Origin of the sequence: Cryobacterium levicorallinum (assembly GCF_004402405.1) — a bacterium.
GTDB lineage: Bacteria > Actinomycetota > Actinomycetes > Actinomycetales > Microbacteriaceae > Cryobacterium > Cryobacterium levicorallinum.
On record NZ_SOFE01000012.1, the window covers coordinates 19,190 to 40,242 of the forward strand.

Annotated in this window: 14 protein-coding genes; 6 read left to right on the top strand and 8 right to left on the bottom strand. The window is 65.8% G+C overall.

Annotated features, from left to right (window positions below; genetic code table 11):
• Position 1 precedes the first annotated feature (1 nt).
• The 4 genes from E3O11_RS06705 to E3O11_RS06720 are packed head-to-tail and all read right to left on the bottom strand — an operon-like array spanning position 2 to position 6,218.
• Positions 2-1,477 (bottom strand): hypothetical protein, encoded by a 1,476-nt coding sequence (locus E3O11_RS06705; protein WP_092450790.1) that lies wholly within the window; start codon positions 1,475-1,477, stop codon positions 2-4.
• A complete protein-coding gene (locus E3O11_RS06710; RefSeq protein ID WP_092450792.1) occupies positions 1,467-2,234 on the bottom strand; it encodes a TIGR03943 family putative permease subunit in 768 nt (255 codons plus the stop codon). Before E3O11_RS06710 ends, E3O11_RS06705 begins: the two co-directional genes overlap by 11 nt.
• Positions 2,224-3,291, bottom strand: a complete 1,068-nt coding sequence (locus E3O11_RS06715; RefSeq protein ID WP_092450794.1) for a permease — start codon at positions 3,289-3,291, stop codon at positions 2,224-2,226. The genes E3O11_RS06710 and E3O11_RS06715 overlap by 11 nt, the downstream gene beginning before the upstream one ends.
• 14 nt (positions 3,292-3,305) lie before the next feature.
• On the bottom strand, positions 3,306-6,218 hold the full coding sequence (locus E3O11_RS06720; RefSeq protein ID WP_092450797.1) for an Rne/Rng family ribonuclease: 2,913 nt from the start codon (positions 6,216-6,218) through the stop codon (positions 3,306-3,308).
• Positions 6,219-6,536: 318 nt separating this feature from the next.
• Here E3O11_RS06720 and E3O11_RS06725 point away from each other — a divergent pair, with 318 nt between their 5' ends.
• Positions 6,537-7,136: a vitamin K epoxide reductase family protein gene (locus E3O11_RS06725; protein ID WP_233195431.1), complete on the top strand. Its 600-nt coding sequence runs from the start codon at positions 6,537-6,539 to the stop codon at positions 7,134-7,136.
• Between the two features lie 54 nt (positions 7,137-7,190).
• On the opposite strand, the gene ndk is transcribed toward E3O11_RS06725, so the two are convergent.
• The 4 genes from ndk to ileS form a co-directional block, all read right to left on the bottom strand.
• A complete protein-coding gene (gene ndk, locus E3O11_RS06730) occupies positions 7,191-7,613 on the bottom strand; it encodes a nucleoside-diphosphate kinase (protein WP_092450801.1) in 423 nt (140 codons plus the stop codon).
• On the bottom strand, positions 7,610-7,987 hold the full coding sequence (locus tag E3O11_RS06735; protein WP_158251688.1) for a DUF4233 domain-containing protein: 378 nt from the start codon (positions 7,985-7,987) through the stop codon (positions 7,610-7,612). Before E3O11_RS06735 ends, ndk begins: the two co-directional genes overlap by 4 nt.
• Positions 7,984-9,354, bottom strand: coding sequence for a bifunctional folylpolyglutamate synthase/dihydrofolate synthase (locus E3O11_RS06740; RefSeq protein ID WP_092450988.1), 1,371 nt, complete (start codon positions 9,352-9,354; stop codon positions 7,984-7,986). The genes E3O11_RS06735 and E3O11_RS06740 overlap by 4 nt, the downstream gene beginning before the upstream one ends.
• Before the next feature lie 85 nt (positions 9,355-9,439).
• Entirely contained in the window at positions 9,440-12,856 is a 3,417-nt protein-coding gene (gene ileS, locus E3O11_RS06745; protein WP_241994669.1) for an isoleucine--tRNA ligase, read from the bottom strand.
• Positions 12,857-13,189: 333 nt separating this feature from the next.
• Between ileS and E3O11_RS06750 the strand changes: the two genes are divergently transcribed.
• The 5 genes from E3O11_RS06750 (at position 13,190) to valS (ending at position 21,050) form a co-directional block, all read left to right on the top strand.
• Positions 13,190-14,854, top strand: a complete 1,665-nt coding sequence (locus E3O11_RS06750) for an ABC transporter substrate-binding protein (RefSeq protein ID WP_092450807.1) — start codon at positions 13,190-13,192, stop codon at positions 14,852-14,854.
• A complete protein-coding gene (locus E3O11_RS06755) occupies positions 14,839-15,807 on the top strand; it encodes an ABC transporter permease (protein WP_092450990.1) in 969 nt (322 codons plus the stop codon). Before E3O11_RS06750 ends, E3O11_RS06755 begins: the two co-directional genes overlap by 16 nt.
• Complete coding sequence (locus E3O11_RS06760) at positions 15,804-16,664, top strand: ABC transporter permease (protein WP_092450809.1); 861 nt, start codon at positions 15,804-15,806, stop codon at positions 16,662-16,664. Before E3O11_RS06755 ends, E3O11_RS06760 begins: the two co-directional genes overlap by 4 nt.
• Positions 16,661-18,319 (top strand): dipeptide ABC transporter ATP-binding protein, encoded by a 1,659-nt coding sequence (locus E3O11_RS06765; protein WP_092450812.1) that lies wholly within the window; start codon positions 16,661-16,663, stop codon positions 18,317-18,319. The genes E3O11_RS06760 and E3O11_RS06765 overlap by 4 nt, the downstream gene beginning before the upstream one ends.
• A 121-nt stretch (positions 18,320-18,440) precedes the next feature.
• Entirely contained in the window at positions 18,441-21,050 is a 2,610-nt protein-coding gene (gene valS, locus E3O11_RS06770) for a valine--tRNA ligase (RefSeq protein ID WP_092450814.1), read from the top strand.
• The last annotated feature ends 3 nt before the right edge of the window (positions 21,051-21,053 follow it).

The window sequence follows — 21,053 nt, forward strand, 5'->3', positions numbered from 1 at the left end:
ACTACTGCCAGGTGGCGTCGAAACCGAGCACGCTGCGGCGCAGCTCACCGGTCGCCACGTTCACAAACAGGGTCGTCGCATCCGTCGCCTGGGCATTCTCCGGGTAGCCGTCGGAGAGTTCGCTGTCTCGATTGGGCACCACCTGCACCGCCAAGTACTGGTCGTTGGGTGAGATCTCGAAGCCGATGATGGTTTCCAAAGCGGATGCCGGCGCGTAGACCGTGCGCGCCTCACCCCCCGCAACGAGGGACAGGTACTGCCGCACGGCACCGGTCGCCGGATCAAACTCGGCCACCCTCTGCACGTACCGGTCGGTCTCCGTATCCCCGTCTCCCCCGGCCAGAAACTTGAGCTCGGCCGTGTACCGCGTGGTGCCTTCCACGCTCTGCGGCACAATCGCCGACTCAGTGCCCCGCGAGAGATCGAGCACGTATTGGCCATCGCGGTCGGAGACGGCGATGCGCACCCCGTCGGGGGCAAAGGCGGTGAGGTTGGCAAATTGGCCGAGCGGTACCGGCGGGTCGAGCTCTGGTTCGTTCTCGAGCGGGTTGCCGCCGGACTGGTCGATCGGGTTGATCAGCAGCATGGTCGAGTCGTATTGCTGCGCGACGATATCGGCACGATTCGCCATGAATCCCCAAGTAGTGACGCTGAGTGGGTCACCGTTCAGATCGGCCACCGGAGTGGACGCGTTGGTGCGCAGGTCGAGGATGAACAGCACATTGTCGTAGCGGGGGCCCGCGGCATTCGCTGCGCTGGTGAATCGAAAGCCGACCAGGGACTGGCCGGGAGCGGCCTGCAAGGCGTGCACGATGCCAACTCCGGGCAGGTTGAGCACCTCGGCGCTGCCGTCGGCGTCGACCCGGTAGAGCGCGTTGGCCAGGTCGTCGTTGACCGTAACGACGGCCAGCTCCGTGCCCATCGGCACGAACTCCTGAATATTCGCGGCGGCAAAGGCAACGCTTGTTTCAGTCGAACCGACCGTGGTGCGAAGGATCCGGTCGAGGGCCCGCGCGTCGGCACCGACCGAAGGGGCGGCCCGGCTGAGGTAGTACAACGACGGTTCGGAGGTGCTGAACTCCGTACTGAAGGACGACTGGCGGTCAACGGCTGCCCCGGTAACACCCCGCACGGAGACGACGTAGTCGGTGTTGTAGGCGAGCGGCTGGGGAAAGGAGATCACGACGGAGTTACCGCTCGTCGTCACCTGGAAGTCCGTGGCGGGCGCGATATCCACCTGGTCCGGCGTGACCTCGACGAGCTGACGATTGGTCGCGATAACCAGGCGCTGGTTGGCGGCGGAAACCACAGCGGTCGTGTCGACGTCGACGGAGGTGAGCCGGGGACCACTAATCAGGTTCACGGCGACAAGGGCGAAACAGGCCACGACCAGACCGCCAACGAGCAGCCAGAGTGCGCGACGAAACGGACGCAGTGCTGGCTGCTGCTGCTGCTGCGTAGCCTGCTCAATAGACATAGGGATCATTCGGCTGATCGACGGGAAGAATTTCGACCGGGGTAATCGCGAGCGGGTCGCTCGCCGCTGCGCTCGCGCTCACCTCGAACCGACCGGTGACCTGCACCCAGTCATCGACCTCGTACTCGGCCTGCCAGCCGGGCAGATAGACCGGGACGCCAATTGGCTGGGCGTCGACGGCGCAGCACGTCACGACGAACCGGGCGACGTAGAACACGTTCTCCGGGTCGCCGGCATCGGGGGTCACAAACCCGGTGACCTGCGCGGTCTTATCGGAGTAAAAGGCTGGGTCGGAGGATTGCGCGAGCAGGGAGACCCATTCCCGTACGCTCAGCTTCTCGAAATCACCCGTGCCGATGAGTGCAGCCGCCTGCTCGGCATCCTCGTCGGTGCCGAGTCCGCCGGAGTTTACCTCGCGCTGGGTAGCGGTCGCGCTCGTCAGTGTGGTCGGCGGCAACACGACAATGGCGACACCCATGACGAGCAGCAGCACGACCCCCACACCGGTCAGGGTCGTTTCCACCCAGCCGGTACGTTCCACCGCGAAGTGGCGGCGGCGCGCGAAACCGGCGCTCACCAGCACGAGCCCGACGACCGCCATGGCGATCGTGAAGACGAAGTAGCGCGGGTGGATATACAGCCCGAGCTGACCGCTCAGGCCGAGCCACAGGGTCGCCACGACGACGACGAGGCTGAGCAAAACTCCCTGCCAGCGCTCAGCCCAGTAGCGGAGCGCCGAACCGTTCCTACGCAACATAGTTCACCAGCAATCCGAGCGCCGCGCTCATCAACCCCACCACCACTGTGATGTGCAGGAGCGTGCGACTCGTGAAAGTCGTGCGCATAAGGGCGAGCATCTTGACGTCGATCAGGGCGCCGAACACGAGGAACGCCACGATACCGCCGGGAAGAAAAGTGCTACCAAAGGACAGTACGAAGAAGGCATCGACGTTGGAACAGACCGCCACGATGAAGGCCAGGGCCATCATGGCCAGCACGGACCAGACCGGGTTGCTGCCGAGGGCCAGCAGCACCGAGCGCGGCACGAACACCTGGGTGAGGGCGGCCACGGCCGATCCGATGAACAGGGCCGGCATGATGACCGAAGTCTCGCGAATGAAAATCTCGGTGGTGCGGCTGAACCGGCTCTCACGGCCGTGCTCATGATCGTGGCCTGCACCGCCGTGGCCGCTGGTCGAACCAACCGCGCAGGCGGCAGCGAACCTCGTCGTCAGCAGGCTTTGGGGGTCTGGGTGCTTGCTGAACAGCCAGCCGACGACGTTAGCGATCAGAAACCCGCCGAGCAGCCGGGCGACCAGGATGTGGCCGTCCCAGCCGAAGGCCTGGTGCGTGGTGATGATGGTGATCGGATTCAAAATAGGCGCGGCGAGCAGAAATGTGATCGATTCGGAGACAGTGAAGCCTCCCACCATGAATCCGCGCGCGAGCGGAACGTTGCCGCACTCGCAGACCGGAAAGAACATGCCGAGGAGCGAAATGGATGCCCGCCGCAAAATCGGATTGCGCGGCAGGTGCCGGGCCAGCACGCCGTGCGGCAGCCAGACCTGCACGACCGCGGACAGCAGAATGCCCAGAAAAACGAAGGGCACCGACTCGATGATGACGCTAATGGCGAGAGTGAGGGTGTCCTGTACCCGGTCGGGCAGCTGCCAGTCGGTGAGCTGCTCGTCGACGAAGGCCGGCGACAGGGCCCGCACGACGAAAACGGCGAGCACCACCAACACCCCTGCGGTGAGGCCGAGAGGCCATCGCCGCAGGAGCGGAAGCCGCCCGCCGATTACGTCGTCGCCCAACTCGCTGCTCGCGCCTACTCGCCGTGCGGCGGCTGGCTGGTGGCAGAGGCGGCGGACGCGACCGGAACCGTTCCGGTCGCGGTCAGAATGGCCTGGCCGGCGGCACCACCAGCGGTTGTGACGCGACGGCTGCGCGCGCGTCCCTGACCGGGCAGTTTCGGTTCTGGCAGGGAATCGAGCACGGAGTCCAACAGCTGGTCGGTGACCTGCTTGCTGGGGCGCCGCGTATTGCGGGTGGACTTCTGAACCGGGATGTCAAGAATTTCGACGGATTCCGACTGCTCGGGCGCGGGTGACTGCACGGCCGGCGCACCGGCTGCCAGGTTGCTGCGACCGCCACGGGTGCGGGGTGCTGCTTCCGTGGCGACCGACTCGACTGCCGGCTCGACTGTTGCCGCGGGTGCTGTCTCAGCGGCCGGGGCAGCGGATGCCGCTGGCTCGGCCGGCACGGTGTTCGCCGGTGCAGTGCTGGCCTGAACGGTGCTGGCCTGAACGGTGCTGGCCTGAGCGGTGCTGGCCTGCTCCGCCTGGCGGGCGCGGGCCTGTTCGGATCGCGACTGCTGGCCGCGCCCACCCTGGCCGCGCGAGCGCGACTGGCGACCACGCGAACGCTCGGTGCCCGTCGTCGGGTCGCCCGGTTCCGTGCTGACTGGCTCGGCTGTCGACTGATCCGCTGCTTCCGGTTGGACTCCGGCCTGCGCGGTACCGGCCTGCGCGGTACCGGCCTGCGAGACCGCAGGTGCCGGAGCATCCGGTGCGGTCACGATGGCGATGGAACCGGTGCGGGTGATGGTGCGGGCGGCGATCAATGCGAGGGCATGCTTGGCGTCTTCGGTTATGCCGTGCGTGCCCGCCCCGCTCTTGGGAGCGTCGGACGACGAGTTGGAACCCGCGTGCTGGTCGCGGTTGGAGCCGTCACGCTGGCCGGAGTTGTGCGCGTTGTCACCGTTGCTCGTGCCCCCGTTGCTTCCGCTCTTGGTGCGCGGGCGTCGTTCCTGCGGCGGCTGCGCCGTCTGGCGGTGCTTGATGACCGGGTCGTGGTGCACGATGATGCCGCGGCCAGCGCAGGCCTCACAGTTCTCGCTGAACGATTCGAGCAGCCCGAGGCCCAGCTTCTTGCGGGTCATCTGCACGAGTCCGAGCGAGGTGACCTCGGCCACCTGGTGCTTGGTGCGATCCCGGCTGAGGCATTCGATCAAGCGACGCGACACGAGGTCGCGGTTGCTTTCGAGCACCATGTCGATGAAGTCGACGACGATGATGCCGCCGATGTCGCGCAGGCGCAGCTGGCGCACAATCTCTTCGGCCGCTTCGAGGTTGTTCTTGGTGACGGTCTCTTCGAGGTTGCCGCCGCTGCCGACGAACTTGCCGGTGTTGACGTCAACGACGGTCATGGCTTCGGTGCGGTCGATCACGAGGGATCCACCGGACGGCAGCCAGACCTTGCGGTCGAGGGCCTTTTCGATCTGCTCCGAGATGCGGTACTCGTCGAAGGCGTCGACCTCGCCCTCGTGGGTTTCCACGCGCTCGAGCAGGTCGGGGGCGACTTGACTGAGGTAGTTCTCAATCGTCGAGCGCACGTCGGGGCCGGCCACGACCATCCGCTGGAAATCTTCGTTGAAGACGTCACGCACGATCTTGACCAACAGGTCGGGCTCGCTGTGCAGCTCGGCGGGCGCCTGCGCCGACTCGACCTGCTCTGCGATGTTCGCCCACTGCAGGCGCAGCCGGTTGACGTCGACGGTGAGCTGCTCGTCGGTGGCGCCCTCGGCGGCGGTGCGCACGATGACGCCGACGTTGTCGGGCAGAACCTCCTTGAGGATCTTCTTCAGGCGGGCCCGCTCGGTGTCGGGAAGCTTACGGCTGATACCGTTCATCGACCCGTTGGGCACGTAGACCAGGTAGCGGCCGGGTAGCGAAACTTGGCTGGTGAGGCGGGCACCCTTGTGGCCGATCGGGTCTTTGGTGACCTGCACGAGCACCTTGTCGCCGGGCTTGAGCGCGAGCTCGATGCGGCGGGCCTGGTTGCTGGTGCCGGAGTTCTCGGCGGCGGCGTCCCAGTCGACTTCACCGGAGTAGAGCACGGCGTTGCGGCCGCGTCCGATGTCGACGAAGGCGGCTTCCATGCTGGGGAGCACGTTCTGCACCCGGCCGAGGTAAACGTTGCCGATGAGCGAGGCGTCCTGGTTCTTGGCGACGTAGTGCTCGACCAGCACGCCGTCCTCGAGTACGCCAATCTGGATCTTGTTGTGCTTGGCGCGCACGACCATGAGGCGGTCGACGGACTCACGACGGGCCAGGAACTCGGCCTCCGTGATCACCGGGCGACGACGTCCGGCATCGCGGCCGTCGCGACGACGCTGCTTCTTCGCTTCGAGCCGGGTCGAGCCCTTGATGCGCTGGGGTTCGGTGATGAGTTCGGGTTCGCGCGGGGCGCGCACCTTGACCACGGTGTTGGCGGGGTCGTCGGTACCCGAACGGTTCTCGTCGCCGGTGCGACGACGGGCCCGACGACGAACCGTCGTGGACTCTTCTTCCTCGTCGTCATCCAGCTCGTGCAGTCCCTGCTGCGATTGCTGCTGCGACGAGCGGATGCCGGTGCGCGCCGGCAACGGCAGAATCTCCGGCGCCTGAAACAACAGGGAGAACGACGGGCGAACCTGGGCCTGGGCCTGACCGTCCTTCTGGTCGTCCGTCGTCTTGGCGCGCTCTGGCGTGGAGTCGGTCATCTGCTGCGCTCCGGTGACGTTGTTGTACTCGGCGATGGTCACCTTGTTAATCGGAGGCTCCGGCGGCATTGCGGGCGCTTCGATGGCGGGCGCTTCGGCTGCTGGCGCAACGGTCGGCACAGTGACCGGCGTCTTCCGGGTTGACTTGCGAGTGCCGAACAGGCTCTTGCGTTTTTTGTTTTCGTTGTCTTCCACCATCGCTGGTGCGCTCCTTGACCGCTGTGAATGACCGCGCCATCCACCGGTTACTCTCTCGTGCGAGGTCTCCACCTGCGTGAAATCCCCGCGAATCTTTTACTGCTGCACCCGGCTTTGACCCCCGGTGTAAATTCGGGGACCTGTGCTCTGGCTGCTAATACTGCGGGTCGTGGGACCCTTCTACTGGGCGACTTTTGCCCATTAAGCTCTGTACTCGTTAAGCACTGTGGCGTCTGCTTGAGCGCGGCTCAACGACTACCAACGATTATCGCATGCAATCGCACTAAGCCACGCCGTGCGGGTGGCATAATCACAAGAGTGCCGCAGACAGAGCGTTATCACCGTCCAACGGGGCTGGCCTTTTTCCTGATCATCGCCGGAATCATCGCGTTTGCCGCCGCATTCGCCCTCACGCTGGACAAGATCCACCTGCTGGAGGATCCCAATGCGCAGCTCAGCTGCAGCTTCAGTGTGTTGATTGGCTGCGCGACGAATCTGTCCTCGCCACAGGGCGCCGTTTTCGGTTTTCCGAACCCGCTGATCGGGCTCGCCGCCTGGAGCGTCGTGATCACGATCGGCATGGCCATTCTGGCCGGCGCCCGGTTTGCGCGCTGGTTCTGGGTCGGCTTCAACGTCGGTGTGCTCGGTGCGATCGTGTTTGTGATCTGGCTGATCGGGCAGAGCATCTTCGTGCTCGATGTGTTGTGCCCCTGGTGCATGGCCACCTGGGCGGTGACCATTCCGGTCTTTTTAGCCGTGACGCTGTACAACTTCAAGGTCGGCAATCTGCCGGGTGGGGCATCCGTTCGCCGCGCGGCTGCTGGGGCTTATTCGTGGATGTTCGTCATCACGATCGTCTGCTACATCGTGTTCTTCATCGTTGCCCAGGTCAATATGGACGTGCTGAACCGCCTGTAACGATAACCAGAAAAGGCCCCCGTCTTCTCGAGACGGGGTCCTTTTAGATGGTGCCTAGTCGAACCAGAGCGCGAGTTCACGCGCGGCGGATTCGGGCGAATCGGAGCCGTGCACGAGGTTCTGCTGCACCTTGGAACCCCAGTCGCGGCCAAGGTCACCACGGATGGTGCCCGGAGCGGCGGTCGTGGGGTCTGTGGTTCCGGCCAGGGCGCGAAAGCCTTCGATGACCCGATTGCCGGCAACGCGGAACGCGACGATGGGGCCGCTCTCCATGAATTCGACGAGGGGCTCGTAGAAGGGCTTGCCCGCGTGCTCGGCGTAGTGCGCGGCGAGCAGTGAGCGGTCGGGTTCGACGAGCTTCACGTCGACCAGGGAGTACCCCTTGGCCTCGATGCGCCGCAAAATTTCGCCGGTCAGGTTGCGGGCAACGCCGTCGGGCTTGACCAAAACGAGGGTTTCTTCAATCGGGGTGTTCATTCAATCTCCTTGTGTTGATCTGGATGCGTGTGATCTATTCGGGAGCCGGTGACCATGCAGTAGGTCCACATGGCGGCAAACAGCGCGCCGACAAAAAACATGGCCGGGGTGACGAACCCGGTGGCGATAATGATCGCCTGCAGCGCCCAGCCGATCGGGTACGACCAGCGGTAGCGGAGCAGTGGGATCAGGGCGACCATGGCCGCACAGAGCAGCACGCCGCCGATGATCACGCCGAGCGGTGCGACCGGGCCGGGCTCGGTCGCCACGGACACCAGCCCCAGGGTGACGACGCCGCCCAGAAAGACGACGATGGTCTCGAAACCGAGCAGAATCGTCGCGAGCGACCGCTTGACCGAGCGCGGACCGCTCACTTCTCCATCCACTCACCGGCGGCGGCGAGGATGATCGCGTCGCCGACTAGCACGATCGATCCGGTGACGAGCACAGCACGCTTGGGCGCCTCGGCGGCCCATTCACGGGCGCTCTCCAGGGCACCGGCCAGGTCATCGAAGCGGAAGGTGATCTGGTCGCTGGTCCACTCGGCAATGTTGTCGGCGAGGTCGTCCATGCGCACAGCCCGCTCCGAGTGCGGCTCGGTCACGTAGAAGCGGTCGACCTGCGGCGCGAGCGCAGCGATGATTCCCTGCGCGTCTTTCTCGGCCAGAATTCCCACGACCACGGCGATTTCGTCGAAGTCGAAGTACGCCTCGAGGGCTGTTGCGAGGGCTGTGGCACCGTGCGGGTTGTGCGCGGCGTCCACGAGCACGGCCGGTTCGATTCCGACAAGCTGCAAGCGGCCGGGAGACGTCGCCGTCGCGAGGCCCTCGGCGAGGAGATCGCTGGCGAGGGCCTGGCTGCCGGCGCCGAGAAACGATTCGACGGCGGCAATGGCCACGGTGGCATTCTGCGCCTGGTGGGTGCCGTAGAGCGGCAGGAAAAGTTCGCTGTAGGTGCCGGCCAGGCCGCGCACCGAGATGACCTGCCCGCCGACGGCGACGGTGCTCGAGAGCAGTTCGAAGCCCTCATTCTCGAGGGCCAGCGTTGACTCGGTCAGTTGCGCTGCGCGATTAAGTTCGGCCTGCACCTCAGCGCTCTGCGCCGCCGAGACCACGGATGCCGCCGGCTTGATGATTCCGCTCTTGGTGCGGGCAATCTCGGCGACGGTATTGCCCAGGCGCAGCGTGTGATCGAGGGCGATCGGGGTGAAGACGGCGACCTGGCCGTCGGCGACGTTGGTGGAATCCCACTCGCCGCCCATGCCGACCTCGATCACGGCGACATCCACCGGCGCGTCAGCGAAGCAGGCGAATGCCAGCACGGTGAGCGCCTCGAAGAAGGTCAGCGGCGCTTCGCCGGCGGCTTCAAGCTCGCCGTCGACCAGCTGCAGGTAAGGCTGGATGTCGGTCCAGTTCGCGGCGAGGATCTGGTCGCTGATCGGTTCGCCATCGATGACGATGCGCTCGTTCAGCCGGACCAGGTGCGGACTGGTCAGCAGGCCGGTGCGCAGACCGTAGGCGCGCACGATGCTCTCGACCATACGACTCGTGCTGGTCTTGCCGTTAGTGCCGGCGATGTGAATGATCGGATACGACGTCTGCGGGTCGCCGAGGAATTCCAGCGCCCGACGCGTCGGTGCGAGACGCGGTTGCGGCTGGGCCTCGCCCACCCGCAGCAGCAGGGCGGCGAAGACGGCGTCGCCGGCTTCACGAAAAGCATTGAGCGGAGCCGGCTGGTTCATCGGCTCCTCATCGTCACCGCGACCGGTGATGCTCTTCCAGCCGGCAGTGTCGTCGTCGGGAGTGCCCTCAGCAGGGGCGTTGGTGTCAGACAAGGATGGCTCCATTCACGCGTGCGACGGCAACAATGACGGCACCCAAATTGACATAGTGGTCGGCTTCAAAGCGCACGTAGTGTTCGACCGGCGCGCCGACGCGCGCTTCGAGCCACTCGGACGGCAGGTCGGCGGAGAATTCGCCCTGCGACGGGCGATGGGTGCTGAACGTCGTGGCGAGGGTTTCGTCCGCGACGTTCACCCCGAGGGCCAGGTCGAAGGAGTCGGCATCCGCTTCATTCTGAAACAGCAGATCGAGACGGATGCGGTCGCTCACCTGAAAACCGGCCGATTTGCGGGTGTCCTGCACGGCGCGAATGAGGTCGCGGGCAAAGCCCTCGGCCTCGAGTTCGGGCGTGGTGCTGGTGGCGAGCAGGGCGAACCCGCCGCCGGGCAATAACGCCAGCGCGGTGCTGCCGTCACCCGCCTCGTTGTTCGCTTCGAGGGTCAGTTCGAATTCCCTCGGCTCAAGGGCGATGCCGCCGGCCGTCACGATGCCGTCGGTCTCACTCCAGTCGCCGGCGCGAGCGGCCTTGATCACCTGCTGCACCTGCTTGCCGAGGCGGGGACCGGCGGCGCGGGCGTTGACGACGAGTTTGCTGGTGACGCCGTACGCGGCGGCACTGTCATCTTCGAGCTCGATCAGGGTGACCGTTTTCACGTTGAGTTCGTCGCGGAGGATGCCGACGAACGCAGCGAGAGCGGACGTGTTTCCGGTGACGACGGTGAGGTTGGTTAGCGGCAGACGCACGCGCAGGCCGGCCTGTTTGCGCAGCGACAGCACGGTGCTACTGATCAGGCGCACCTGGTCCATCGCGGTGACGAGTTCTTCGTCGGCAGGGAACAGGGCGGCATCGGGCCAGTCTTCGAGGTGCACGCTGCGGCCGCCGGTCAGGCCCTGCCAGATGCGTTCGGTGACGAGCGGCAGCAGCGGAGCCGTGACCCGGCAGACGGTTTCCAGCACGGTGTAAAGGGTGTCGAAGGCTTCGTGCGAGGTGGCACCGGCAGCGGCGCCGCCCCAGAACCGGTCGCGGGACCGGCGTACGTACCAGTTGGTGAGCACGTCGGCGAAGTCGCGCAGGCGGGCGGCGGCGACCGTGCTGTCGAGGGCTTCGAGGTCGCTCGTGACGCCGACGATGAGGTCGCGGGTCTTGGCGAGCAGGTAGCGGTCGAGCACGTCGGTCGAGTCGGTACGCCAGGTGGCGTCGTAGCCGGCGGCACCGGCGGTGTCAGTGGACGCAGACGCGTTGGCGTAGAGGGAGAAGAAGTACCAGGTGCTCCACAGCGGCAGCATGACCTGGCGGGTACCCTCACGAATTCCCTCCTCGGTGACGACGAGGTTGCCGCCGCGCAGCACCGGTGAGCTCATCAGGAACCAGCGCATGGCGTCGGCGCCATCGCGGTCGAAGACCTCGTTGACGTCGGGGTAGTTGCGCAGCGACTTGCTCATCTTCTGGCCATCGTTGCCGAGCACGATGCCGTGACTGACCACGTTCTTGAACGCCGGCCGGTCGAACAGGGCGGTGGAGAGCACGTGCAGCAGGTAGAACCAGCCGCGGGTCTGCCCGATATACTCCACGATAAAGTCGGCCGGGTTGTGCGCTTCAAACCATTCCCGGTTCTCGAACGGGTAGTGCACCTGGGCGAACGGCATGGAGCCCGAGTCGAACCAGACGTCGAGCACGTCCGTGATGCGGCGCATGGTGGACTGGCCGGTGGGATCGTCGGGGTTCGGTCGGGTGAGTTCGTCGATATACGGGCGGTGCAGGTCGGTCGGGCGCACCCCGAAATCGGCTTCCAACTCGTCAAGCGAGCCGTAGACATCCGTTCTGGGGTAATCGGGGTTGTCGCTTTTCCAGACCGGAATCGGGGAACCCCAGTAGCGGTTGCGGCTGATCGACCAGTCGCGGGCGTTGCCGATCCACTTGCCGAACTGGCCGTCTTTGACGTTCTCCGGAACCCAGTTCACCTCTTGGTTGAGCTCGACCATGCGCGGGCGAAAGTCGGTGACGCGCACGAACCAGCTCGACACGGCCTTATAGATGAGCGGGTTGCGGCAGCGCCAGCAGTGCGGGTAAGAGTGCTCGTGGCTGGCCTGGCGCAACAGCCGGCCGTTGGCCTTGAGCAGCGCGGTGAGCGGCTTGTTGGCGTCGCTCCAGAGCTGGCCGGCCACCTCGGAAATGTCGCTGAGAAACTTTCCCCCGTCGTCGAGGGAGAGAATGACCGGGATTCCGGCGGCCTCGCAGACCTTCTGGTCCTCCTCGCCGTAGGCGGGAGCCTGATGCACGATGCCGGTACCGTCGCTCGTGGTGACGTAGTCGGCGACGACGAAACGCCAGGCCTGCTCGGTGCCCCAGACTGCGGTGTCGGCGTAGTAGTCGAACAGGCGGTCATAGCCGACACCGGCGAGCTCGGTCCCGGTAACAGTGCGCGAAACGGATGCGACGGCGTCCGCCGCCGACTCATAGCCCAGGTCCTTGGCATAGTTGCCGACCAGGTCGATGGCGATCAGGTATTCGGCGCCGAGTACTTCTGCCGTGGCATCGGCGGCCTCCCGCAGCACCTCGGCGTCCGGCGTGCCGTTCGGGCCGGCCGGAACGATGGCATAGGTGATGTCGGGGCCGACGGCGAGGGCCATGTTGGACGGCAGGGTCCACGGGGTGGTGGTCCAGGCCAGGGCACGCACCGCGGTCAGGCCGAGGGCTTCGGCCTTCGTGCCGATCAGCGGGAACGTGACCGTGACGGTCTGGTCCTGGCGCATCTTGTAGACGTCGTCGTCCATACGCAGCTCGTGGTTGGAGAGCGGGGTCTCGTCTCGCCAGCAGTAGGGCAGCACCCGGTAACCCTCGTAGGCGAGGCCCTTGGTGTGCAGCTGCTTGAAGGCCCAGATCACCGATTCCATGAAGGTGATGTCGAGGGTCTTATAGTCGTTCTCGAAGTCGACCCAGCGGGCCTGCCGGGTGACGTACTCTTCCCAGTCCTTGGTGTATTCGAGCACCGACTCGCGGGCGACGGCGTTGAAGGCAGCGAGGCCCATCTCTTCGATCTGGCTCTTGTCGGTAATGCCGAGCTTACGTTCAGCCTCGAGCTCAGCCGGCAGACCGTGGGTGTCCCAGCCGAAGCGGCGGTGTACTTGCTTTCCGCGCATGGTCTGAAACCGGGGGAACAGGTCTTTGGCGTATCCGGTGAGCAGGTGCCCGTAGTGCGGCAGCCCGTTGGCGAACGGCGGGCCGTCATAAAAGGTCCACTCTTCGGCGCCGGCGCGTGCGTCGATCGAGGCCTGGAAGGTGTCGTCGTTCTTCCAAAATTCCAGCACCTCGCTCTCGAGCGCGGGAAAGTTCGGTGACGGAACGATGGCCTCGGCGGGCGTGCCGTGGGGGGTCGTGTTGCGGCTCTTGGGGTACAAAATGCTTCTCCTACCGGGACGGGTCACTGGGGCCCTGCTCCACGAGGACGAACGATTCTGTAGAAATCGCCGCGGTACCACCTCGCTTGCCGCCCAAAACCGCCGGGCGACCGCTTGTTCACAGGCTGTAACGGGCCCGACTCGTTCGGTTCTACTGAGCTGTCCACCCGAAGGTGGGCATCCGTTCTTCCGAAGACTTCCCGGTGATGGCCGGGTCACTGTCATCCACTTTTGATTGTACTGGAGTGGGACGGCGTTAGTGTTATAGGTCGGCCCATTCGCACGATGGGTCGGTTCAGTTGAGACCAACTCGGCAATGGATGAAAGAGTTTGTGAATGTCTGCTCCCCACCGCGTTTCCACGCGCACCGCTCGGTCATTCGGAGGGCTCGTCGGCCTGGTCACCGTCGGCCTGCTGGTCGCCGGCTGCACGCCGACCACCTCGAACGACCTCGTCGGCGAGCCGCAAAGCGGCGGCACCCTCACGTACGCCTCGGGCGATGCCGAACCGAGCTGCCTCGACCCGCACGTCGGGGGCAATTTTCCGCAGGGAATGATCAGCGCGCAGTACCTGGAGTCGCTGGTTTCGCGCGATTCCGCCGGCCAGATCATTCCGTGGCTGGCCGAGACCTGGACGCCGAGCGCCGATGGCCTGACCTGGGACTTCACTCTGCGCGATGACGTCACCTTCACCGACGGCACGGTCTTCGACGCCGCAGCCGTGCAGGCGAATGTCGCCCACCTGCAGGACCCCGAAACGCTCTCCTCGACCGGTTACCTCGCCCTCGGCAAGGTCGCCAGCACTGAGGTTGTCTCCCCCACCGTGGTGCGTTTCACCCTGACCGAACCCGACAGCGCTCTGCTCGAGTCGCTGTCGCAGGTCTGGCTCGCGATGGAATCCCCCACCGCGCTCGAGCGCAGCCAGGACGAGAACTGTGCCACCCCGGTGGGCACCGGCCCGTTCCGTGTCGACAGCTGGGTCAAGCAGAACGCGATCACCCTCGTGCGCAATGATGACTATGTTTCCCCGCCGGCGGATGCCGACCACAGCGGTCCCGCCTACCTCGACAAGGTGATCTGGCGCTTCATTCCCGACTCGGCCTCCCGCTATGCCGCGCTGCAGTCCGGCGAGGTCGACGTGATCGACAACGCCCAGCCCGACACCATCGTGCAGGCCGAGCAGAGCGACTCGATCGAGCAGCTCGACTCGCCGCGCCCCGGCGCCTCCAACCGCATCGAACTGAACTCGGGTCAGGCACCGTTCAACGATGTGCGCGTTCGTGAGGCGTTTATCCGCTCGGCCAACGTCGACGACGCGGTGTCGAGCCTGTTCCAGGGCACCGCCACTCGGTCGTACTCGGCGCTGTCGAGCGTTGAGGCCATGGGCGTGTCGAACGAAGCCCTGTTCAACTACGACCCGTCGGCCGCCGCGGAGCTGCTCGATGCGGCAGGCTGGCGTGAGACGGATACCGACGGCTACCGGGTCAAAGACGGCGTGCGACTCTCGGTGGAATTTCCGGTCAGCACCAACCAGTCCATTCCGGCCGAGCAGAGCGTGTTCGAACAGATCCAGGCCACGGCCAAGGAGACCGGTTTCGAAGTGAAGCTCGCCCCGATGGATCTCTCCAGCTGGTATGCCGCGCTCGCCACCAACGACTACGACGCCGTGAGCGCGCCGTATACCAAGGTCGGCCCCGACGTGCTGCGCATCCTGTATCACTCCGATAGCATCGTGCCGGCCCCGAGCGGGTACTTCGCCAACCTCGCCCAGGTCAACGATCCCGAGATCGACGAACTGCTCACGACGGCGGCCCGAACCGCGGATGAAACAAAGCGCACGTCGCTCTACGCCGAAGCGCAGGACCGCATTCTGGCGGGCTTCTACATTCTGCCGCTCTACGACCAGCAGAACCACTACCTGCTGCGCAGCGACGTCGTTGGCCTGCGCACGCTGCCGACCGTGGCCGTTCCCACGCTGTACGACGCGTGGCTGAACCGGTAGCGCCGACCGATCGCTCCGGGCCGCGGGCGCTCGGCCGACTCGGCGTGCGTCTGGGCGGAGCGGTCTTCGTGCTGTGGGCCGTGGCATCCGTCACTTTTTTTGCGGTGCGGTTGATTCCCGGCGACCCGGCTCAGGCTGTGCTCGGCGGCCCGGGGTCGCAGGCCTCCCCCGAAGCACTCGCTGCGGTCACCGCGGAGTACGGCTTCGACCAGCCCGTTTTCACGCAGTACCTGGTTCAGCTGGGACGCCTCGCGACCGGTGACCTCGGGCGTTCCTACGCCCTTAATATGGAGGTCGGTCCGCTCGTTCTGGCCCAACTCGGGGGCACCCTGCTGCTCGCCGTGCTCGCCCTCGGCCTGGCCTGGATGATTGCGCTGGCCCTGGCCACCTGGTCGACCCGCGGTGGTCGGGTCGCTGCCCGGGTGGGGTCGAGCCTCGAAATCGTCGCGGCGGCGATGCCGCATTTCTGGCTCGCGACCTCACTGATCGTCGTGTTCAGCATCTGGCTCGGCGCACTGCCCCCGATCAGTACTGGCGGGGTGGCCGGACTGGTCTTACCGGTGCTCACCCTGGCCATTCCGCTGGCCGGTTTTCTCGGGCAGATCATGCGTGAGTCCCTCATGATCGCCCTGGAGAGCCCGTTCGTGCTCTCGGCGCGGGCGCGTGGCGAGGGTGAGCGCGGCGTCCGCTGGATCCACGCACTGCGTCATGCCTCCCTGCCGGCGATCAGCCTCTCCGGCTGGGCCTTCGGCTCACTGATCAGTGGCGCGGTCGTCGTCGAGACCATTTTCGCCCGCCCCGGACTGGGCCGCACCCTGCTGAACGCGGTCACCCTGCGCGACGTTCCGGTGGTGATCGGCGTCGTCATGATCGTCGCCGTCGCCTATATCCTGATGACTTTGCTGACGGATGCCGTCAGTCGCCTGGTCGATCCCCGGCTGCGACTCTCGTGAGCGATCTCGAGGTACAGGCCGAACTCGCCGTGCGGTCCAGCCAGTCCTTTCGGCCACGACGTCTGGGAGTGGCCGAGGGCGTGGCCGGCTTGCTCGCCCTCCTGTTATTGATCGCGGCAGTGGCGCCGCAGTTTCTAGCCCCTGGCGATCCACTCGTCATCGACCCGCTGGCGGCGTTTTCGCCACCGACCTTCGCTCACGGTTTCGGCACCGACGAATCCGGCCGCGACATCTACACCCGGGTCGTGCACGGCACCCAGTACTCGCTCGTGATCGGTATCGCCGCGACCGCGATCGGTCTGGGGCTCGGCGTGATGCTCGGAACTCTGGCCGGAATGCTCGGACCCATCGTCGATTTCACCGTGAACCGGGTTCTCGAGGTATTGTTCGCGTTTCCGGGTCTGCTGCTGGCCCTGCTGTTCATTCTGGTGTTCGGCCCCGGCGTGGCGACGGCGACCATAGCGGTCGGGCTGTCCACCGCCCCGGGCTACGCCCGCATTATTCGCGCGCAGCTCATCGCCGTGCGCGGGGCCGCCTTCGTCGAGGCCGCGACCGTGCTCGGCCGCACCCGCTGGCAGATATTGGTGCGTCATATTCTGCCGAATACGCTCGCGCCGTTGTTCGTGCTCGCCACCCTCGGAGTGGGCCAGGCGATCGTCTGGGCCGCAACACTGAGCTATCTCGGCCTCGGTGCCGAACCGCCGACCGCAGAGTGGGGCGCGATGCTCTCGGCCGGACGTACTTACATCACCTCGGCCTGGTGGATGAGTTTCTTTCCCGGTCTGTTCATCGTGCTCACCGCCGTGACCGCCACCGTGCTCGGCCGCAGCATCGACCGTCGAATGCGGCACGCATGAGCGCCACCGCGGCGCTGACCGTGCACAACCTGCGTGTGGGCTTCGGCGCGACCGAGTCGGTCGTGAACGGAGTGTCGTTCGAGATAGCGCCGGGCGAGTGCCTCGCCATCGTCGGCGAATCCGGCTCGGGCAAGAGCGTGACCGCGCGCAGCCTGCTCGGACTCGCCGGCGGCAACGCCCGGGTGCAGGCCGACCGGCTCGACCTCGGCGGGCGCAGCGTGCTGGGGCTGACCGACCGGGCCTGGCAGTCTCGGCGCGGCAAGGACGTCGGCCTGGTGCTGCAGGATGCCCTGGTTTCGCTCGACCCGCTCCGGCCGATCGGGCGGGAGATCGCCGACTCGCTGCGGCTGCACACGACCCTCGGCGCCGCGGCTCGTGCCCGCCGGGTGGTCGAACTGCTCGATGCCGTCGGACTGCCCGACCCGGCTCAACAGGTACACAAACTGTCCGGGCAGCTTTCCGGCGGTGAACGCCAACGCGCCCTGATCGCGGCGGCGATCGCGCTGGGCCCGCCGCTGCTCATCGCCGACGAACCGACGACGGCGCTCGACGTGACCGTGCAGGCGCAGATTCTGGCGCTGCTCGAGCAGATCAAACTGAGCGGCACTGCCCTGCTCCTGATCAGCCACGACCTCGCGGTGGTGAGCCGCATCGCCGATCGGGTTGCGGTGATGCACAACGGCCGGTTCATTGAATCCGGCCAGACCGAACAGGTTTTGGGTTCCCCACAGCACGAGCAGACCCGCCGCATGGTCGCCGCGGTTCCGGCGGACAAGCCGCGCGGAAGCCGGCTGAGCCCGCTAGATTCCCCCGCCACCCAAACTGTTCCCCGCTCCCCGGCTCCGGCCCCGAACGCCACGGAGCAGGGCGAAATCGTGCTCGAGGCCATCGGCCTGACCAGGAGTTTTCGGCGTCCCGACGGCAGCCGGCAGCTCGCCGTCGACGACGTCTCGTTCGCACTGCACCGGGGTAGCACCCTCGGCATCGTCGGTGAATCCGGCTCCGGAAAAACCACGACGGCTCGCCTGATGCTCGCACTGCTGAAACCGGAACAGGGCGAAGTAGCGCTGTTTGGCCGGCCGTGGAGTTCGATCGCCGAGAAGGACCGGCGGGGACAACGACCCGGCATTGGGGCGATCTATCAGGATGCCCTCGGCTCGTTCGATCCGCGCCGCAGCGTCGCCGAGATTCTCGCGGATGCCCTCGGTCCCGCGCTCACCAACTCACGGGGTTCGCGGCGGTCCCCGCAGAGCCTTGCCCGGCTCACGACTCTGCTGGACGAGGTCGAACTGGCCGGAACAGTACTGCCGCGGCGCCCGCTCGAACTTTCCGGCGGACAGCGCCAGCGTGTCGGTATCGCCAGAGCACTGGCCGGGCGTCCCGAAATCCTCATTTGCGACGAGCCCGTGTCCTCCCTCGACGTGAGCGTTCAGGCGCAGGTGCTCGATCTCCTCGACGACGTGCAGCGGGAACGCGGACTCAGCCTGATCTTCATATCGCACGACCTCGGGGTCGTGCAGCACATCAGCGACGAGGTCGCCGTGATGCGCAGCGGGCGCATCGTGGAGAGTGGTCCTGCGGCGCGCGTATTCGCCGCACCGCAGCATCCGTATTCGGTGCAATTGCTCTCAGCTGTACCCCGACTACTCGGGTAAACACCTGCCGACGCGCCCTACCGCTCTGCCCGTTCGGGGAAAAAGAGCCGATCGGGTAGATTAGACGGGCAGACTTAGGCACCTCACCACCGACACGGTGCCGCATACGAACCGGAGAGCTATGACCACCGCCGATCGCGCCGCAGACAATCGAGTGCCAGAGAAACCAGCCCTCGAAGGGCTCGAAGCTAAATGGGAGTCCCGCTGGGAGACCGACGGCACCTATCGCTTCGCCCGGGAGAACGCGACCCGCGAGACGATCTACTCGATCGACACTCCCCCGCCGACCGCCTCCGGCTCGCTGCACATCGGCCACGTGTTCTCGTACACCCACACAGATGTCGTCGCCCGCTTTCAGCGCATGCGCGGCAAGAACGTGTTCTACCCGATGGGCTGGGACGACAACGGCCTGCCCACCGAGCGTCGTGTGCAGAACTACTACGGTGTGCGCTGCGACCCATCGCTCGGCTACACCGACGACTTCGTTCCGCCGTTCGAGGGCGGCGATGGCAAAAGCGTCAAGGCCGCCGACCAGCTGCCGATCAGCCGCCGCAACTTCATCGAACTGTGCGAAACCCTCACCAAGGAAGATGAGAAGCAGTTCGAAGCGCTGTGGCGCACCCTCGGCCTCTCTGTCGACTGGACCCAGACTTACCGCACCATCGGCCAGGAAGCCTTGTTCACCTCGCAGCTGGCTTTTCTCGGCAACGTCGAACGCGGCGAGGCATACCAGGCGATGGCACCGACCCTGTGGGACGTCACGTTCCGCACCGCGGTCGCCCAGGCCGAACTCGAAGACAAGGACATGCCGGCCGCGTACCACCGGGTGTCGTTCGCAAAGCCCGACGGCACCACGATAGAGATCGAAACGACCCGCCCCGAGCTGATGCCGGCCTGCGTGGCGCTGGTGGCGCATCCGGATGACGAACGGTACAAGCACCTGTTCGGCACCACGGTGACCACCCCCGTGTTCGGCGTTGAGGTTCCGGTGCTCGCCCACCACCTCGCCCAAAAGGACAAGGGCTCGGGAATCGCCATGATCTGCACCTTCGGCGACGTGACCGACGTCGTCTGGTGGCGGGAGCTCGATCTGCCCAACCGTGCAATCATGGGCTTCGACGGTCGCATCATGGCCGAAGTGCCAGAGGCGATCACCTCCGAAGCCGGTCGTGAAGCGTATGCGCAGCTCGCCGGCAAGACGGTGTTCGGTGCGAAAGCGGCCGTGGTCGAGCTGCTGAAAGCCAGCGGCGACCTGATCGGCGAACCCAAGCCCATCGTGCACGCGGTGAAGTTCTTCGAAAAAGGCGACAAGCCGCTCGAAATCGTCTCGACCCGCCAGTGGTATATCCGCAACGGTGCTCGCGACGAAAAGCTGCGCGCCCGCCTGCTCGAGCACGGCACCGAGCTGGCCTGGCACCCCGAATTCATGAAGGTGCGTTACGAGAACTGGGTCAACGGCCTCACCGGCGACTGGCTCGTCTCGCGTCAGCGCTTCTTCGGCGTGCCACTGCCGGTCTGGTATCCGCTCGACGCCGACGCCAACCCGGTCTTCGACCAGCCGATCGTCGCCACCCGCGACCTGCTGCCGGTTGACCCCTCGTCGGATGCCGCCCCCGGCTACACCGAGAGCCAGCGCGGCCAGGCCAACGGTTTCGTCGGCGAGGTCGACGTGATGGACACCTGGGCGACCTCCTCGCTCACCCCGCAGCTCGCCGGCGGCTGGGAGCGGGACCTGGAGCTGTTCAACCTCGTCTTCCCGTACTCGCTGCGACCGCAGGGCCAGGACATCATTCGCACCTGGCTGTTCTCCACCCTGCTGCGCGCAGAGCAGCAGCACGGCAAGTCACCCTGGCAGCACGCCGCGCTCAGCGGCTTCATCGTCGACCCCGACCGTAAGAAAATGTCGAAGTCGAAGGGCAACGTGGTCACCCCGGCCGACATGCTCGAAAAGCATGGTTCCGATGCAGTGCGCTACTGGGCGGCATCCTCTCGCCTGGGCACCGATGCGGCCTTCGATCCGCAGAACCCGACGCAGATCAAGATCGGCCGTCGCCTCGCCATCAAGATTCTCAACGCGAGCAAATTCGTCTCCATGTCGCAGGGCAGCATCGACGCCCCGGTGACCGAGCCGGTCGACCAGAGCATGCTCGCCGGCCTGACCGCCGTCGTCGCCCAGGCCACGACCGCGTTCGAGAACTATGACCACGCTCGGGCGCTGGAAACCACCGAGAGCTTCTTCTGGACTTTCTGCGACGACTACCTCGAACTGGTCAAGGAGCGCGCCTACGGCGAGCCCGGAACCGGTCAGGCTTCCGCTGTTGCTGCGCTGCGCACCGCGCTGGCCACCCTGCTGCGCTTGTTCGCACCGTTCGTGCCGTTCGCGACCGAAGAAGCTTGGTCCTGGTCGAATGAGGGTTCGGTGCACACCGCGCCGTGGCCCGTCGCGGCGGAGCTGCTCGGCAGCGATGAGGTTGCCACCGGCAACATCGCCCTGCTGGATTTGGCCAGTCGTGCGCTCACCGGCATCCGTCGGGCTAAAACGGATGCCAAGGCCTCCCAGAAGTCCGAGCTGGATTCCGCAGTGATCTGCGGTGCACCGGCCGAAATCGCGCTGCTTACCCTGGCCGCCGCCGATCTCAAAGCGGTCGGCCGAATTCAAGAATTAACCTTTGTCGACGGCAGTGAACTCGCCGTGACCGACATCGTTTTCGCCACCGTGTTGGAAAGTTAGGAA